The organism is Aeromonas sp. MTB (assembly GCF_056632455.1).
Map to the genome: position 1 here is coordinate 3,247,229 of NZ_CP147026.1, position 17,175 is coordinate 3,264,403.

At 61.2% G+C, this 17,175-nt stretch carries 15 protein-coding genes and 1 pseudogene; 14 read left to right on the forward strand and 2 right to left on the reverse strand.

Features of this window, described 5'->3' with window-relative positions; genetic code table 11:
• Positions 1-4: 4 nt before the first annotated feature.
• Together WBR25_RS14795 and cysK are read right to left on the reverse strand one after the other, a co-directional pair.
• Positions 5-262 carry an HPr family phosphocarrier protein gene (locus WBR25_RS14795; protein ID WP_005338266.1) on the reverse strand — a complete coding sequence of 86 codons (258 nt, stop codon included), beginning with the start codon at positions 260-262 and terminating at the stop codon, positions 5-7.
• A gap of 440 nt (positions 263-702) precedes the next feature.
• Entirely contained in the window at positions 703-1,671 is a 969-nt protein-coding gene (gene cysK / locus WBR25_RS14800) for a cysteine synthase A (protein WP_005338267.1), read from the reverse strand.
• Between the two features lie 159 nt (positions 1,672-1,830).
• Here cysK and WBR25_RS14805 point away from each other — a divergent pair, with 159 nt between their 5' ends.
• From WBR25_RS14805 to gspJ, 14 genes and pseudogenes are all read left to right on the forward strand, one after another.
• Positions 1,831-2,673, forward strand: coding sequence for an AAA family ATPase (locus tag WBR25_RS14805; RefSeq protein ID WP_479748454.1), 843 nt, complete (start codon positions 1,831-1,833; stop codon positions 2,671-2,673).
• Between the two features lie 3 nt (positions 2,674-2,676).
• Entirely contained in the window at positions 2,677-3,840 is a 1,164-nt protein-coding gene (locus WBR25_RS14810; protein WP_236357418.1) for a vWA domain-containing protein, read from the forward strand.
• A gap of 54 nt (positions 3,841-3,894) precedes the next feature.
• Positions 3,895-5,016, forward strand: coding sequence for a beta-ketoacyl-ACP synthase III (locus tag WBR25_RS14815; RefSeq protein ID WP_139493575.1), 1,122 nt, complete (start codon positions 3,895-3,897; stop codon positions 5,014-5,016).
• 49 nt (positions 5,017-5,065) lie between these two features.
• Positions 5,066-6,511 (forward strand): HD domain-containing phosphohydrolase, encoded by a 1,446-nt coding sequence (locus tag WBR25_RS14820; protein WP_479748456.1) that lies wholly within the window; start codon positions 5,066-5,068, stop codon positions 6,509-6,511.
• Positions 6,512-6,837: 326 nt separating this feature from the next.
• Positions 6,838-8,406 carry an ExeA family protein gene (locus tag WBR25_RS14825; protein ID WP_236357422.1) on the forward strand — a complete coding sequence of 523 codons (1,569 nt, stop codon included), beginning with the start codon at positions 6,838-6,840 and terminating at the stop codon, positions 8,404-8,406.
• On the forward strand, positions 8,406-9,101 hold the full coding sequence (exeB, locus tag WBR25_RS14830; protein WP_201991711.1) for a GspB family T2SS assembly factor variant ExeB: 696 nt from the start codon (positions 8,406-8,408) through the stop codon (positions 9,099-9,101). Before WBR25_RS14825 ends, exeB begins: the two co-directional genes overlap by 1 nt.
• Before the next feature lie 227 nt (positions 9,102-9,328).
• A complete protein-coding gene (gene exeC / locus WBR25_RS14835; protein WP_129504515.1) occupies positions 9,329-10,162 on the forward strand; it encodes a GspC family type II secretion system variant ExeC in 834 nt (277 codons plus the stop codon).
• A 21-nt stretch (positions 10,163-10,183) separates the two neighbouring features.
• A complete protein-coding gene (gene exeD, locus WBR25_RS14840; protein WP_181222779.1) occupies positions 10,184-12,223 on the forward strand; it encodes a GspD family T2SS secretin variant ExeD in 2,040 nt (679 codons plus the stop codon).
• Positions 12,223-13,728, forward strand: a complete 1,506-nt coding sequence (exeE, locus tag WBR25_RS14845; RefSeq protein WP_005338295.1) for a GspE family T2SS ATPase variant ExeE — start codon at positions 12,223-12,225, stop codon at positions 13,726-13,728. The genes exeD and exeE overlap by 1 nt, the downstream gene beginning before the upstream one ends.
• Before the next feature lies 1 nt (position 13,729).
• Positions 13,730-14,950, forward strand: coding sequence for a GspF family T2SS innner membrane protein variant ExeF (exeF, locus tag WBR25_RS14850; RefSeq protein ID WP_005338296.1), 1,221 nt, complete (start codon positions 13,730-13,732; stop codon positions 14,948-14,950).
• Between the two features lie 97 nt (positions 14,951-15,047).
• A complete protein-coding gene (gene exeG / locus WBR25_RS14855) occupies positions 15,048-15,479 on the forward strand; it encodes a GspG family T2SS major pseudopilin variant ExeG (protein ID WP_005338297.1) in 432 nt (143 codons plus the stop codon).
• A 38-nt stretch (positions 15,480-15,517) separates the two neighbouring features.
• A complete protein-coding gene (exeH, locus tag WBR25_RS14860) occupies positions 15,518-16,090 on the forward strand; it encodes a GspH family T2SS minor pseudopilin variant ExeH (RefSeq protein WP_479748460.1) in 573 nt (190 codons plus the stop codon).
• A complete protein-coding gene (exeI, locus tag WBR25_RS14865; RefSeq protein WP_021229089.1) occupies positions 16,087-16,446 on the forward strand; it encodes a GspI family T2SS minor pseudopilin variant ExeI in 360 nt (119 codons plus the stop codon). The genes exeH and exeI overlap by 4 nt, the downstream gene beginning before the upstream one ends.
• Positions 16,443-17,090 (forward strand): annotated as a pseudogene (gspJ, locus tag WBR25_RS14870) (type II secretion system minor pseudopilin GspJ); the annotation flags it as partial. The gene exeI and the pseudogene gspJ, both read left to right, overlap by 4 nt.
• Positions 17,091-17,175 lie beyond the last annotated feature (85 nt).

Genomic DNA, 17,175 nt, shown 5'->3' on the forward strand with positions numbered 1-17,175 from the left:
TGGATTACTCCAGCTCGTCCATCAGGGCAACCAGCTTCTCAACAGCTTGCTGAGCATCCGGGCCGTCAGCCTGGATAGTTACGTTGGTACCCTTGGTCAGGCCCAGGGTCTGCAGCTTGAACAGGCTCTTGGCGCTGGCGGACTTGCCACCGGAGACCACAGTGATCTCGCTTTGGAATTCTTTGGCTTCTTTCACGAACTGAGCTGCCGGACGGGTGTGCAGGCCGTTTTCAGCAGTAATAACAACAGACTTCTCGTACATGGTTTCACCCCATATTATTGATATTTTTTGGTGGATTGGTCGTTTTTGAAGCAACCTGACCCACCGTGTCAGTATGGATATGTTGTAAAGTAACGAAAGCAGACCCGCAATGGTTTAATCCAGGTCAAGTTTCTGTGCAGTAATCGGCGCGCTGGTTGGCAATTTTCCGTTATTGGGCTACAAGCCGCATCAGGACTGGCTTGAAATTATTTTATAACGAAAAATAACACTTTGTTACTTTGTGATACCGAGCCAGCAAACACCGCGTGACGCCGCACAGGATATGAGATTTAGAGCGGAATGTCTGCTTTTTTTCTCACTCCGGAACTTGTTATTTTACCCCAAAAAATAAGGATCAAGTGACACTAACAGGGGTTGAGTCTAGCCCATAAAGAAGCGGCGCTCCTGGGAGCGCCGCTGTTTTGAAAGATTCCGATCAGTTACTGCTGCAGCTCCTGCTCGCTGAACACCCCGGCAAACAGGGCGCTGGAGAGGTAACGCTCAGCTGCACTCGGCAGGATGACCACTATGGTTTTGCCCGCAAATTCCGGCAGCTCGGCCAGACGGCTGGCTGCCACCACCGCAGCACCGGAGCTGATACCAGCCAGGATCCCCTCCTCCTCCATCAGGCGACGAGCCATCTCGATGGCTTCGTCACTGGTCACCTTCTCCACCCGATCGATGAGGGAGAGGTCCAGGTTGCCTGGGATAAAGCCGGCGCCGATCCCCTGGATCTTGTGGGGGCCCGGTTTGATCTCTTCCCCGGCCAGCTTCTGGCTGATGACGGGCGACTCGGCCGGTTCGACTGCGACAGAGACCACCGCTTTGCCTTTAGTCTGCTTCAGATAGCGGGAGACCCCGGTAATGGTGCCGCCGGTACCGACCCCGGCCACGAACACATCCACTTCGCCGTCAGTGGCATCCCAAATCTCGGGGCCTGTGGTCTTTTCGTGGATCTCCGGGTTGGCCGGGTTTTCAAACTGTTGCAGCAACACATACTTGCCCGGCTCGGATTCGAGGATCTCGTTGGCCTTGGCAATGGCCCCCTTCATGCCGAGGGGCCCTTCGGTCAGCACCAGATTGGCACCGAGCGCCTTGAGCAGCTTGCGGCGCTCCAGGCTCATGGTGGCCGGCATGGTCAGGGTGATGGGATAGCCGCGAGCTGCCGCGACAAAGGCCAGAGCAATACCCGTGTTGCCGCTGGTGGGCTCGATGATCTCCTTACCCTTGGTCAGGATGCCGCGCTTCTCGGCATCCCAGATCAGGTTGGCACCGATACGGCACTTGACGCTGAAGCTGGGGTTGCGGCTCTCGATCTTGGCCAGCACGCGACCTTTGGTAACACGGTTGAGACGAACCAGCGGGGTGTGACCGATAGTCTGGCTGTTGTCCTCAAAAATTTTGCTCATGGCGCTATCCCTGTGTTTGTTACGACGATGAAACAAGATTACCCTGTGGTTTCTGAATGAGAAGTGACTATTCGTTATAACCATATGGTATTACAACATATAGAGCTTATTCTCTCTGGCCCCTGACTCCGGGCGCCAATCGTCAAAGGAACCGACGTTATGGGATTTTCAGGAAGCAGCCAGTATCTCGCCTCCGATGCATTGAAGATGGCGGTCAATGCCGCCATCACCCTCGAAAAACCGCTGCTGATCAAAGGGGAGCCGGGCACCGGCAAGACTGTGCTGGCAGAAGCGGTCGCCGACCATCTCGGTACAGACCTCATTGCCTGGCATATCAAGTCCACCACCAAGGCCCAACAGGGACTCTACGAATATGATGCGGTGGCCCGGCTGCGGGACTCCCAGCTCGGCGACCCCAGAGTGGCCGATATCAGTCACTACATTCGTAAAGGCAAGTTGTGGCAGGCCTTCAGCGCCGAGCAGCGACCTGTGCTGCTGATCGACGAGATCGACAAAGCCGACATCGAATTCCCCAACGATCTGCTGCTGGAGCTGGATCGGATGGAGTTCGACGTCTACGAGACCGGCGAGCGAGTCAGGGCACGCCAGCGGCCGGTAGTCATCATCACCTCCAACAATGAAAAAGAGCTGCCGGATGCCTTCCTGCGCCGCTGTTTCTTCCACTACATCCGCTTCCCCGACAAGGCCGAGATGCAGGCCATCGTCAAACTCCACTACCCCGACCTCAAGGAGAGCCTGCTTGGCGAGGCAATGGATCTCTTCTTCGAGCTGCGCGAGGTAGAGGGGCTGCGCAAGAAGCCCTCCACCTCGGAGCTGCTGGACTGGATCCGCCTGCTCCTGGCCGACGATATCGCCCCCGAGGCGATGCGCGCCCGCGAACCCGGCAAGCTGGTACCCGCACTATATGGCGCTCTGCTCAAGACCGAGCAGGATTTGCATCTCTTCGAGAAGCTCGCCTTTCTGGTCCGGCGCGGCAGCTGACTCATGCTGATCGACTTTTTTACCCATCTGCGCCGCCACAAGCTGCCGTGCAGCCTGCGTGAGCTGCTGGACTTGCACGCCGCGCTGGCCGCCCGGCTGGTCACCATTGATATGGACGAGTTCTACCAGCTCTCCCGCTGCCTGCTGGTCAAAGACGAGGCCCACTACGATCGCTTCGATCGCGCCTTCGCCGAATACTATGAGGGGCTGGAAGCCATCCCCCTGCTGCCGGAGAACCTGCCCGAGGAGTGGCTGCGCAAGGAATTCGAACGGCTGCTGAGCCCAGAGGAGAAAGCGCTGCTCAAATCCCTCGGCGGACTTGACAAGCTGCTGGAGACCCTTAACCAGCGATTACGCGAGCAGAAAGAACGCCACGCCGGTGGCAACAAGTGGGTAGGGACCGGTGGCAGCAGCCCGTTTGGCCATGGCGGTTTTCACCCCGAGGGGGTGCGCATGGGTGGAGAGGGGCAGCACGGCAAGGCGGCCAAGGTGTGGGAGGCCCGTCATTATCGCAACTTCAGCGAGGACTCACCGCTCGGCCAGCGTGCCATTCAGCTGGCGCTGCGAAAGCTCAGACGCTGGGTGCGCAAAGGCAGTCCCGACGAGCTGGATCTCGATGACACCATAAAAAGTTCGGCCCGCCAGGGCTGGCTCGATGTGAAGCTGCGGCCCAAGCGCCACAACGGGGTGAAGCTGTTGGTTTTCTTCGATGTGGGGGGCTCCATGGATGCCCACGTGGCCGAGGTGCAGCGCCTCTTCTCCGCCTTGCGCCACGAGTTCAAGCATCTGGAGTACTTCTATTTTCACAACTGCCTCTACGACTTCGTCTGGAAGGACAACAACCGCCGCTTTGAGGAGCGGTTCGATACTCTGCGGCTGCTGCGCACCTACGGCAGCGACTACCGGGTGATCCTGGTGGGGGATGCCACCATGGGCCCTTACGAGATCACCTGGCCCGGCGGCAGCGTCGAGCAGTGGAACGAGGAGTCGGGTCAGGTGTGGCTCACCCGATTGCAGCAGCACTTTCCCAAACTGGTGTGGATCAATCCCACCCCGCGCCGGGAGTGGCTCTGGCATCCCTCTATCAAACTGATGAATGACGTGGTTGGCGGACGGATGCATCCGCTGACCCTGGCGGGTCTCGCTGCGGCGATCGACCAGTTGTAACCCTCTCTACCCTATAAACCGACAAGCCGGGAACGCACCCGGCGAGGAGCAAAGATGACCTCTATCGTGATCAGTGGCTCAGGCCTCTATACCCCACCCTTTGCCGTCAGCAATGAAGAGCTGGTGGCCGCTTTCAACCAGTATGTGGATCTCTACAACGAGGAGAACGCCTCCGCCATCGACGCCGGCCAGCTCCCCGCCAAGCAGCATTCCAGTTGCGAGTTCATCGAGAAGGCCTCCGGCATCAAGAGCCGTTATCTGGTGAGCCGCGAGGGGGTGCTCAACCCCGACATCATGCAGCCGCTGCTGGCGGAGCGGCCCGATGAGATGCCCTCCATCATGGTGGAGATGGCGGTGGCCGCCGCCGAGCAGGCGCTGATCGCCGCCGGTCGCGAGCCCGGCGAGATCGATCTGGTGATCGTCGCCGCCTCCAACATGCCGCGTCCCTATCCAGCGCTGGCCATCGAGCTGCAGCATTATCTGGGGGCGAGCGGCATGGCCTTTGACATGAACGTGGCCTGCTCGTCCGCCACCTTCGGCATCAAGACAGCCGCTGACATGCTGGCGGCTGGCACCGCCCGACTGGCGCTGGTGGTTAATCCGGAGATCTGCTCGGGGCACCTCAATTTTCGCGATCGTGATAGTCACTTTATCTTCGGCGATGCCTGCACCGCGGTGCTGCTGGAGCGGGAGACCGATTGCAAGGCGGCCAATCCGTGGCAACTGGTGGCCAGCAAGCTGGTGACCCAATACTCCAACAACATCCGCAACAACTTCGGCTTTTTGAACCGGCTGAGCCCGCGTACCCGCTACGGCGACGACAAGCTGTTTCGCCAGCAGGGGCGCAAGGTGTTCAAGGAGGTGTTACCGCTGGTGTGCGACCAGATTGCCAACCAACTCGATGAGCAGGGCTGGCCCGCCGAGAGCCTGAACCGGCTCTGGCTCCATCAGGCCAACCTCACCATGAACCAGTTCATCGGCCGCAAACTGCTCGGCCACGATGCCAGCCAGCAGGAGGCGCCGGTCATTCTTGATAGCTATGGTAATACCAGCTCGGCGGGTTCCATCATCGCGTTTCATCTGTACAATCGCGACCTTCCTGCGGGGGCTCGCGGCGTACTGTGCTCCTTTGGCGCAGGCTACTCCATAGGTAGCCTGCTGCTGCGGCGCCTGTAATGGCGGGCCTCCCGCCGACATAACAATAACCAGCAACATGGGTGGGAATATGCAGAGGATCACGGGGCGCTGCGCCCTGCACTACGGGGTAACCCTGTCACTATTTTGTCTCTATGGCTGGCAGGTTTGCCCGTTTCTCGAGAGTCTCACCCTGCCCCAGTTACTGGGGCCGACCCTGGTGACGTTTGCCATCATGTTCGCCGTGCGCAATTGGCTGCTCTCAAGTCGGCCCTTGGCGCGCAACGGGCTGGACGGGTTTGGACTGGAGGTGGGTTTCTACCTGCTGGGAGCACTGCTGCTCTCGGGCTACAACGCCCTGGCCCACGACTTTCCGCTGGAGAGTCACCTCAAGGTGCTGCTGGGGATGACCACCCTCGGCTTTCTGGTAGCGGCCGACCTGACTCTGGAGCGGGATTGGCATCGGGCCAGAGCACGGCAAGCCGAGCAGAGCCTGGCACTGAGCCACCCGCTGGCCATGCCGCTGCCACGCAAGTTCACCCTCTTTACCCTGGCGACCCTCACCCTGCTGGGAGGCGTCTTCTTCTTGCTGTTCAACAAGGATCTGGAGTGGCTGGTGACGGTGGAGCGCAGCCTGCCGAGGGTCGATGCCCAGCACTACATCCTGTGGGAAATCGCCTTCGTGATGACGGTGACCTTCTGTTATCTCGCCCTCATCATCCACGGTTATGGTCGCAATCTCGGCCTATCCCTGCGCCAGCAGACCAGCACCATGGCCAGAGTGCAGTGCGGTGACTTCGACGCCCGGGTGCCGGTCACCCGGGATGACGAGTTTGGCCTTATCGCCGCCAGCACCAATCAGATGATCGGCGAGCTGAAATCCCGCAGCGATGAGCTCAACCTGACCCGCGACGTGGCCATCCTTGGCCTCGCCTCGCTGGCGGAGACCCGGGACAACGAGACCGGCGCCCATATCATTCGCACCCAGCACTACGTCAAGGCGCTGGCGCAATACCTCAGTCGCAGCGATTGGGATCGCTATCCGCTCGATGACGCCACCATCGATCTGCTGTTCAAGTCGGCCCCTCTGCACGATGTGGGCAAGGTGGGCATTCCCGATGCCATCCTGCTCAAACCGGGCAAGCTGACCGACGAGGAGTTCGCCATCATGAAGCGCCACCCGCAGATCGGTGCTGATGCGCTGGCGAGCGCCGAGGCGCAGCTGGGCTCCAACTCCTTCCTGCGGCTGGCCCGGGAGATCTCCCTCACCCACCACGAGAAGTGGGATGGCAGCGGCTATCCGGCTGGGCTGGCGGGTGAGGCGATTCCCCTCTCCGGGCGGCTGATGGCGGTAGCGGATGTCTACGATGCCCTCATCTCGAAACGGGTCTACAAACCTGCTTTCAGCCATGAGGAAGCGAAGGAGATCATCGTGAAGGGGAGCGGCAGCCATTTTGATCCCGGCATCGTCGCGGCGTTTCTCGCCTGTGAGGCGCAGTTCAGGGAGATTGCCGCGCAGTTTCAGGATCACCGCTGAGCAAGTACATTCCGACCAGCTGCCCTGATGGCTGACAGGGCAACCGGCGTCATAAATTGTACACAAACAGGTCCAACCATTGCCGGTTCAGCGCCATGTTGACGGCATTTGCCACGCCGCGCCCATATTGATATTTCCCTTTATTTACAGCTATTTTTTGTCATTTTGTGATCCGGATTCGTGCCGATGACGCAACCGGGATCACAAGATGGCAGGAAAAGGCCGCAATTTGCCCTCCAGCGCCAATGATGGCTTCCAATGAAAGCGAGGTTTGCTATCATCCGGAGACATTTTTCATCTGTCGCCGGCTACAAAAGAATACCCTCATGTACACACAGTTCTTCGGCCTCTCGGAACACCCGTTTTCCATCTCGCCCAATCCCAAGTACCTCTATATGAGCGAGCGCCACGGCGAAGCCCTTGCTCATCTCAACTATGGATTGCAGGATGGCGGCGGCTTTGTGCTGCTGACCGGCGAAGTGGGCACCGGCAAGACCACCGTCTCCCGCTGCCTGCTGCAACAGCTCCCCGCCGAGACCGAGATCGCCTATATCCTCAACCCCTCCCTGACCGAACGGGATCTGCTGGCCGCCATCTGCGACGAGTTTCAACTCCCCTATCCCGAAGATGCCGGGATCAAGCGGCTGTTCGACCTTATTCGCGATCACCTGCTGGCCAACCTGGCGGCAGGCAAACGCAGCGTGGTACTGGTGGATGAGGCGCAGCACCTGCTGCCCGGCGTACTGGAGCAGCTGCGTCTGCTCACCAACCTCGAAACCGACGAACGAAAACTGCTGCAGGTGGTGCTGATCGGTCAGCCCGAGCTGCAACAGATGCTGCGCCAACCCCTGCTGCGCCAGCTGGCCCAGCGCATTACCGCCCGCTATCACCTGCTGCCGCTCTCTCACAGCGATGTGGATGCCTACGTCCGCTTCCGGCTGCAAGTCGCAGGCTGCGTACAACCCATCTTCACCCCGCGCGCAATCAAGACGCTCCATCGCCTGAGTGGCGGCATCCCCCGTTTCATCAACCTCATCTGCGACCGCGCCCTGATCGCCGCTTTCGCCCGTGGCAGCTACAAGATTGTCCACAGCGATATCAGCCAGGCCGCCTTCGAGGTCAATGGCGTTCGGGACGAAGGAAGCTGGGCCTCCGGTCTGATGGTGACGCTGGCGGGCGCCCTGCTGGTGGCCGCAGGCTGGTGGGGTTGGCAATTATTCGGCGTGTTCCCTACCCGTCCGGTAGTCAAGGTCGAGGTGCCGGTCACCATCGACGAGACCGCCGAGCAGCAGGAGCAGCTGACCGAGGCGATCAATCAGGCCATCGACCCCGACAGCGCCATGCAGAATCTCTATCGGGTCTGGGGTTATGAACCGGAACCGTTCGAAGCAACCTGCGATAACGCCCCCCGTGCCGGTCTGCGCTGTCAGGAGGGAGAGGCAAGCCTCGATGAGCTGCGCGCCCTGCAGTATCCCGCCATGATCACGCTCACTGACCAGACTGGCGGCCTCTACTACGCGACTCTGGTCAATCTGGGGCCGAACAAGGCCAGCCTGATGATAGGTGACCAGAGCTGGCAGGTGGATCGCCAGTGGCTCAGCGACAACTGGGGCGGCAGCTACACCCTGCTCTGGCGCATGCCGAAAGGGGGCGTCAGCCTGATCGCCAGCAATGCCGGTCAGACCCAGATCCAGTGGCTCGACAATGCCCTCAGCCGTGCGTTGCAACAACCCGAACGCAAGGTGCGCCGCTTCGATGGCGAGCTCAAGAACAAGCTGCAGCAGTTCCAGCGAGACCAGGGGCTCACCCCTGATGGCATCGCGGGCAGCAACACCCTGCTGCGTCTCAACGCCCTCTCCGGTGAACCCATGCCCAGACTGGAGGAGGCCTCCTGATGTCTACCCTGCTCAAGGCGCTGCGCCGTGCGCAGCAACCGCAACTCTCCGCCCATATTCCAGCCATGGGCTTGCCCATGCCCCGGGAAGAGGAGCGCAGCCCACGCCGCATCGGCTGGCTGCTGGCTCCCCTGGCCTTGCTGCTGGGGGCGGGCGCCAACTATGGCTGGCATCTGCTCCACCTGCGCCCCATCGAGGAGAAGGTGGAGGTGAAAGAGGTGATCACTCCGCCCTTCGTGCGGGTCGAACCCAAGGCAATGGTGACCCGTCCGCTGCCCCCGCCCCTGCCGGAACCGGTGGTACAACCCAGAGCAGTGGCCAAAAACGAGGGGACCAGTCAGGGGAATACCCCCGCGCTGAGTCTGGCCGAGCAGCTGATGAAAGCCCTCAATGAAACCCCATTGCAGGAGACGCCACACGCCACCGGCCAGAACAACGTGCAACCAGCCCAGTTGATGGCGCTGGGCTCGGCACCCCAATCGGTGCGCCAGCAGGTCCCGCAATTGAGCTATGGCTCTCATGTATTCTCCTCCAACCCCGCCAAGCGCGCCGTGGTGCTCAATGGCCGGGAATACCGGGAGGGGAGCGAAATCGCCCCGGGAGTCGTGCTCGCCACCATCGACCAGCAATACATAGTGCTGCAGGTCGCCGGACAGAGCGTGACCCTCAAGGCGCTGCAGGATTGGCGAGGGTGAGTACGCACCGTACCCTGATATTCGCTGGCAAGCAGGATGCACCTCACCTGAGTGCCACTTTTGTGAGCATTCAAAGGTTTACGGTGTGATGAAATATCCATTTTTACGGTTTGGCGCGCCCCGACCCGTTGTGTCACAGCCACCGGCCGTACACAATACGCAGCCGCCCCAGAGCCTGGAATTTGTTGATTAATATGACGCTACGATTCAGGGATGACATCTTGACCATGCTGCTGGCCCAGTGCCGGCGGCTTCCCATGACCAGAGTCACCCAGGTGGCCTTTCTGGCGCTGCTGATCATGCTGGCCCAGCAGAGCGCCGCCCTCACCTGGCGTCTGCTCACCCTGGCAAGCCCGCAAACCAGCCAACCGTGGCAACCCTCCGCAGTGGCGGTCAACGGCCAGAGCAACCCGCGCCTTGAACTGGGCGAGGTAAGCCGACTGGCGCTGTTTGGCAAGGCGATCCCCAAGGCACAGGCCAAAGCCGCCGTGGCCGCCAATGCGCCGCGTACCCAGCTCAATGCCCAGCTCAACGGAGTGTTGGCAAGCTCAGATCCCGCCAAATCCATCGCCATCATCGCCATGTCCGGCATCCAGAACTCCTACGGGGTCGGTGACATGATTGACGGCACCCAGGCGCGGATCCGGCAGGTCTATCCGGATCGGGTGATCATCGAGCGGGATGGCCGCGACGAGACCCTGATGCTGGATGGCGAGGAGTATGGCAAGCCGCTGCCGCAGACCAACACCGCTCCCCTTGGCTCCCTGCGCAGCGAGCTGATGGCCGATCCGGGCAAGATCACCGATTACCTCAATATTTCACCGGTTCAGGTGGATGGCCGCATGACCGGCTATCGCCTCAATCCGGGCAGCAATCCTGAGTTTTTCAACCAGAGCGGGCTGCAGGCCAATGACCTGGCCATCAGCATCAACGGGCTGGATTTACGGGACAACATGCAAGCCATGCAGGCGATGCAGCAGATGGCTGGCGCAACGGAAATGACAGTGACCGTCGAGCGACAGGGCGAACAGTTCGACATCTATGTGCGCTTGTCAGAATAATGATTTGGAGTCGTACCAATAATGACCACTAAAGGGAAATGCTGGCGTCTGGCCACTATCGCAGCGGCACTGATGATGGCGGGCTCAGCCTGGGCCACCGAATACTCTGCCAGTTTCAAGAACGCCGACATTGAAGAGTTCATCAATACGGTGGGCAAGAACCTCAATAAAACCATCATCATAGAGCCCTCGGTGCGCGGCAAGATCAACGTGCGCAGCTACGACCTGCTCAATGAGGAGCAGTACTACCAGTTCTTCCTGAGCGTGCTCGACGTCTACGGCTTTGCCGTGGTGCCGATGGACAACGGAGTGCTCAAGGTGCTGCGCTCGCGGGATGCCAAGACCTCCGCCATTCCGGTGGTGGATGGCAGCAACCCGGGCATGGGCGACGAGATGGTGACTAGAGTAGTGCCGGTGCGCAACGTCTCGGTCCGTGAACTGGCGCCGTTGCTGCGCCAGCTCAACGACAACGCCGGTGGTGGCAACGTGGTGCACTACGAGCCCTCCAACGTGCTGCTGATCACCGGCCGCGCCGCCGTGGTCAACCGTCTGGTGGAAGTGGTCAACCGGGTCGACCGCGCAGGCGATCAGGATGTGGACATCATCAAGCTCAAGTTCGCCTCGGCGGGGGAAATGGTGCGGCTGGTGACCAACCTCAACAAGGATGGCAACCCCCAGGGCGGCACCGCCTCCCTGCTGCTATCCCCCAAGGTGGTGGCCGACGAGCGTACCAACTCTGTGGTGGTGAGTGGTGAGCCGAAAGCGCGCGCCCGCATCATCCAGATGGTGCGCCAGCTCGACCGCGACCTGCAAAGCCAGGGCAACACCCGGGTCTTCTACCTCAAATATGGCAAGGCCAAAGACATGGTCGAGGTGCTCAAGGGGGTCAGCTCCAGCATCGAGGCCGACAAGAAGGGCGGCGGCGCAACCACAGGTGGCGCCAGCATCGGCGGTGGCAAGCTGGCCATCTCAGCCGACGAGACCACCAATGCGCTGGTCATCACCGCCCAGCCGGACGTGATGTCCGAACTGGAGCAGGTGGTGGCCAAGCTCGATATCCGCCGCGCCCAGGTGCTGGTGGAGGCGATCATCGTCGAGATGCAGGATGGCGACGGCCTCAGCCTTGGCGTCCAGTGGGGCAATGCCAACGGCGGTGGCACCCAGTTCACCAACTCAGGTCTGCCTCTCGGCAGCGCCATTGCGGCGGGCAAGGATTACCAGAATGGCAAGACCGACACCGCTGCCGGTCTGCTGAAAGAGTTCAACGGCATGGCCGCCGGTTTCTATCACGGCGACTGGGCCATGCTGGCCACGGCGCTGGCCTCCAATACCAAGAACGATATTCTCTCCACCCCGAGTATCGTCACCATGGACAACAAGGAGGCCTCCTTCAACGTCGGTCAGGAGGTCCCGGTCCAGAGCGGTTCGCAAAGCTCCACCACCAGCGATCAGGTGTTCAACACCATCGAACGCAAGACGGTGGGCACCAAGCTGGTGGTGACCCCGCAGATCAACGAAGGGGATTCGGTGCTGCTCAATATCGAGCAGGAGGTCTCCAGCGTCGCCCAGACCCAGGCGACCGGTACCGCCAACCTTGGCCCCACTTTCGATACCCGTACCGTCAAGAACGCGGTGCTGGTCAAAAGCGGCGAAACCGTGGTGCTGGGCGGTTTGATGGACGAACAGACCAAGGAGCAGGTCTCCAAGGTGCCCTTGCTGGGCGATATCCCGGTGCTGGGCTATCTGTTCCGCTCCACCTCCAACACCACCTCCAAGCGCAACCTGATGGTCTTTATCCGGCCAACCATCTTGCGTGATGCGGACGTCTATACCGGAGTCTCCAGCAACAAGTACTCCCTGTTCCGCGCCGAGCAGCTCAATGCCGCCTCGCAGGAGGGGTATCTCACCTCCCCCGCCCGTCAGGTATTGCCTGCCTATGGCCAGGATGTGATGGTGTCGCCCGAGCTGCAAAAAGAGATCCAGAAGCAGATCAACGAGATGCGGAGCAGACAGCAAAGCACTGTCGAGACCACCACCCCGTTTGTGCAGAGTAAGCCCTGATGAGTGCCTACCATCTGGATGGAAGCGTCGGGCCTGCGCCACTGCCCGAGCTCCCCTTTGTCTTTGCCCGCAATTTCGGGGTGATCCTGATTGAGCGGGACGGCGCCCCCGTGCTGCAGTGCCGCCCCGGTGTCACCCCGCAAGCCCTGCTGGAAGTACGGCGGGTAGCGGGTTGCAGCTTCGCGGTGGAGCAGCTCGACAACGAGGCCTTCGAAGAGCTGCTGATGGCCCACTACCAGCGCGACTCCTCCGAGGCGCGCCAGCTGATGGAAGATCTCGGCAACGAGATGGACTTCTTCGCCCTGGCCGAAGAGCTGCCGCAAAGCGAAGATCTGCTGGATGCCGATGACGACGCCCCCATCATTCGCCTCATCAACGCCATGTTGAGCGAGGCGATCAAGGAAGAGGCCTCCGATATCCATATCGAGACCTTCGAGCGGGCACTGGTGATCCGTTTTCGTATCGATGGGGTACTGCGGGAGATCCTGCGCCCCCATCGCAAGCTGGCATCACTGCTGGTCTCGCGGATCAAGGTGATGTCGCGGATGGATATCGCCGAGAAGCGGGTGCCGCAGGATGGCCGTATCTCGTTGCGTATCGGCGGCCGCGCCGTCGACGTACGGGTCTCCACCATGCCGTCCAGCTACGGCGAGCGGGTGGTACTTCGTCTGCTCGACAAGAACAACGTGCGCCTCGAGCTCAAGCAGTTGGGGATGACCGCGGCCAACCGCACCATCATCAGCGAGCTTATTCGCAAGCCCCACGGCATTATTCTGGTCACCGGCCCGACCGGTTCCGGTAAATCCACCACCCTCTATGCGGCGCTGTCTGAAATCAACTCTCGGGATCGCAACATTCTGACGGTGGAAGACCCCATCGAGTATGACCTCGAAGGGGTGGGCCAGACCCAGGTCAACACCAAGGTGGACATGACCTTCGCCCGCGGCCTGCGCGCCATCTTGCGTCAGGATCCGGATGTGGTGATGGTGGGGGAAATTCGAGATCTGGAAACCGCCCAGATTGCGGTGCAGGCGTCCCTCACCGGTCACCTGGTGATGTCGACCCTGCACACCAACACCGCCATCGGCGCCATCACCCGGATGCGGGACATGGGGATCGAGCCCTTCCTGCTCTCCTCGTCGCTCTTGGCGGTGCTGGCCCAACGGCTGGTGCGCACCCTCTGCCCCGATTGCCGTGCCCCGCGCCCCATCACCGAGCAGGAGCGCCTCGCCATGGGCATCGAGCTGGCCCCTGATCAGCAGGTGTGGCGTCCGGTCGGCTGCGAGCTGTGCAACCACACCGGCTACCGTGGCCGGACCGGCATCCACGAGCTGGTGGTGATCGACGAAGCGGTGCGTGAAGCCATTCACAGTGCCAGCGGCGAGCTCGCCATCGAGCGGCTGATCCGCGGCCACACCCCCAGCATCCGCCGTGACGGCATCGACAAGGTCCTCAAGGGGCAGACCAGCCTCGAAGAGGTACTGCGCGTGACCCGGGAAGATTGAGATGGCGGCATTCGAATACAAGGCCCTCGACAACAAGGGGCGCAGCAAGAGCGGCGTGATGGAGGGCGACTCGGCCCGTCAGGTACGCCAGCTGCTGCGCGAACAGGGGCTCACTCCCCTCGAGGTGAACGAGACCACCGAGAAGGCGAAACGGGAAGCGACCCGCTTCGCCCTGTTTCGGCGCGGTGCCAGCACTGCCGAGCTGGCCCTGATCACTCGCCAGCTGGCCACCCTGGTGGGGGCCGGTCTCACCATCGAAGAGGCGCTCAAAGCGGTGGCCGAGCAGTGCGAAAAGGCCCACTTGCGCTCTCTGGTGGCGACCGTGCGCAGCAAGGTGGTGGAAGGTTATTCGCTGGCCGACTCGCTGGGGGCTTTTCCCCATGTGTTCGACCAGCTGTTTCGCTCCATGGTGGCGGCCGGTGAAAAATCGGGCCATCTGGAGAAGGTGCTCAACCGCCTCGCCGACTACACCGAGCAGCGCCAGCATATGCGCACCAAGCTGCTGCAGGCGATGATCTACCCCATAGTGCTCACCTGTGTCGCCATCGGGGTTATCTCGATCCTGCTTACCGCCGTGGTACCCAAGGTAGTGGCCCAGTTTGAACACATGGGTCAGCAGCTGCCGGGCACCACCCGTTTTCTCATCGGTACCAGCGAGCTGATGCAGGCCTACGGCCTCTGGTTCCTGCTGCTGATCTTCCTTGGCAGCTTTGTCTGGCGCTGGTGGCTCACCGATGAAAAGCGTCGCCGACGCTGGCATCAGGTGCTGCTCGGCCTGCCGGTGATTGGCCGGGTCAGCCGTGGTCTCAACACCGCCCGCTTCGCTCGCACGTTAAGCATCCTCAATGCCAGTGCGGTGCCGCTGCTGGAGGGGATGAAGATCTCCGGCGAAGTGCTCTCCAACGACTTTGCCAGAATGCGCATTCTCGAGGCCGCCGAACGGGTGCGCGAGGGGACCAGTCTGCGCAAGTCGCTGACCGAGACCAAGATTTTCCCGCCCATGATGCTGCACATGATCGCCTCCGGCGAGCAGAGCGGCGAGCTCGACAGCATGCTGGAGCGGGCGGCAGACAACCAGGATCGGGAGTTTGAATCCCAGGTCAATATCGCCCTCGGGGTGTTCGAACCCATGCTGGTGGTCTCCATGGCCGGGGTGGTGCTGTTTATCGTGATGTCGATCCTGCAGCCGATCCTCGAGCTCAACAATATGGTGAATATGTAAGTTTCCGGTGTTCGGTGGCGCCGCTGGCGGCCCGTCGAACCCACCCAGTGATCACTCTCTGATGGGCCATCCCATCTCATTCGTTACGGAGCAACTCATGAACAAACGTCGTCAATCCGGTTTTACCCTGCTGGAAGTCATGGTGGTCATCGTGATCCTCGGCATTCTGGCCAGTCTGGTGGTGCCCAACCTGATGGGCAACAAGGAGAAGGCTGACCAGCAGAAAGCGGTCTCCGATATCGTGGCGCTGGAAAACGCCCTCGACATGTACAAGCTGGACAACAACCGCTACCCGACCACAGAACAGGGTCTGGACGCGCTGGTGACCAAGCCTTCTATCGATCCGGCGCCGCGCAGCTACCGCGATGGCGGCTACATCAAGCGCCTGCCGCAAGATCCCTGGGGCAACCCGTACCAGCTGCTGAGCCCGGGCCAGTTCGGCAAGATCGACATCTTCTCCATGGGTCTGGATGGTGAAGCCGGTACCGATGACGACATCGGCAACTGGAACCTGAAGGATTTCCAATAAGTGATATGTCGCCACCGCACTCCTTGTGAGCTGACTGCATGAAGCGGGCTCTCTCCTTTCATCGCCAATCCGGCTTTACTCTGCTGGAAGTGTTGCTGGTCGCCATGCTGATGGGGCTGGTGGCCACCGCCGTCACCCTCAGCATGGGAGGCGCCAGAGGGGATAGGGAACTGGACAAGCAGGCGCGTCGCCTGATGGCGACGCTGCAGCTGGCGCAGGAGTACGCGGTGATGGATGGTCGGCTGGTAGGCATTCGCATCGAGGATAACGGCTGGCAGTTTATGCAGCGCCAGGCCAAGGATCGCAAGTGGCTGGCCCTGACTGGCGACAAGCAGCTGGGGCCGGTGCAACTGGCCGAGAACATGACGCTGGCGCTGGAGCTGGAAGGCTTTGGCTGGCAGCCGGACTCCGACGAGAAAACCGAACAGAAGCGCGACGAGAAGGAGCGCACGCCGCAGTTGCTCATCTTCCCGGGCGGCGAACTGAGCCCGTTCGTGCTCACCTTCACCCAGCAGGATGACGATGCCCGCTACACCCGCATCGTCAAGGGGGACGAGTTCGGCCGCCTCACCCTGCTCACCGGTGATGAAGATGAAGAGGTGAGCGAATGAAAGCCCGGGGCATGACACTACTCGAAGTCATGGTCGCACTGGCCGTCTTTGCCATCGCGGGTCTCGCGGTAATGAAAACCGCCAGCGAACACCTCTCGGCCCTCAACTATCTGGAGCAGAAGACACTCGCCACCTGGGTGGTAGAGAACCAGCTGGTGCAACAGAAGCTCGAGAACAAGTGGCCCGGCGACAGCTGGGTGGAAGGGGATGAGCAGATGGCGGGCAGCACCTGGTACTGGCGCTATCGCGGCGTCGCCACCGCCGACAACAACTTTCGGGCACTCGATATGGAAGTGCGTACCGAGGCCAAAGCCGAGAACCCGGTCGCCATGATGCGGACTTATATCAGCCGATGACCCAGAACGTTGCCCGCACGCCTCGCCCCGTCCGTCACGCCGGTTTTACCCTGCTCGAAATGCTGGTGGCGATCGCCATCTTCGCCAGCCTCAGCATGGGCGCCTATCAGGTGCTGCAGGGGGTGCTCACCAGCGACGAGGTGGCCAAACGCAAGGAGGCTCGCCTCAACGAACTGCAACTCGCTTTCACCCTGCTGGAGCGAGACATCACCCAGATGGTGCCGCGCAGCGGTCGCATCGAAGGGGAGAACAACAAGGTGCTGCTGGCGGCTTCCCGGTTCGGCCAGCAGAGCGATGACTGGGGCATGGCTTTTATGCGCAGCGGCTGGCTCAACCCGGACGGCATGCTGCCCCGCTCCCATCTGCAACGGGTCGGCTGGCGCCTCAAGGATCAGAAGCTGGAGCGCCTGAGCTACCTCTATCCGGATCCGGTGATCGGCACCGAGCCACGCATCCAGCCGGTGCTGGCGGGGGTCACGGCGTTTCGCCTCTACTTCTTCGACAAGGGCAACTGGAAAGAGGAGTGGACCCAGCGCAGCGTGCTGCCCCACGGGCTGGCAGTGGAGCTGGATCTGGAAGATTACGGCACCATTCGCCGCCAGTTCCTGATTGGTGCCGGTGGCCAGCGCGCCGAAGAGAACAGCCAGAGCAGCAACCCCGACCAGGGGGGCGGCAACAACAGCAATAACGGGAACAACGGCGGCAACGGCAATACCAATGGCGGTAATG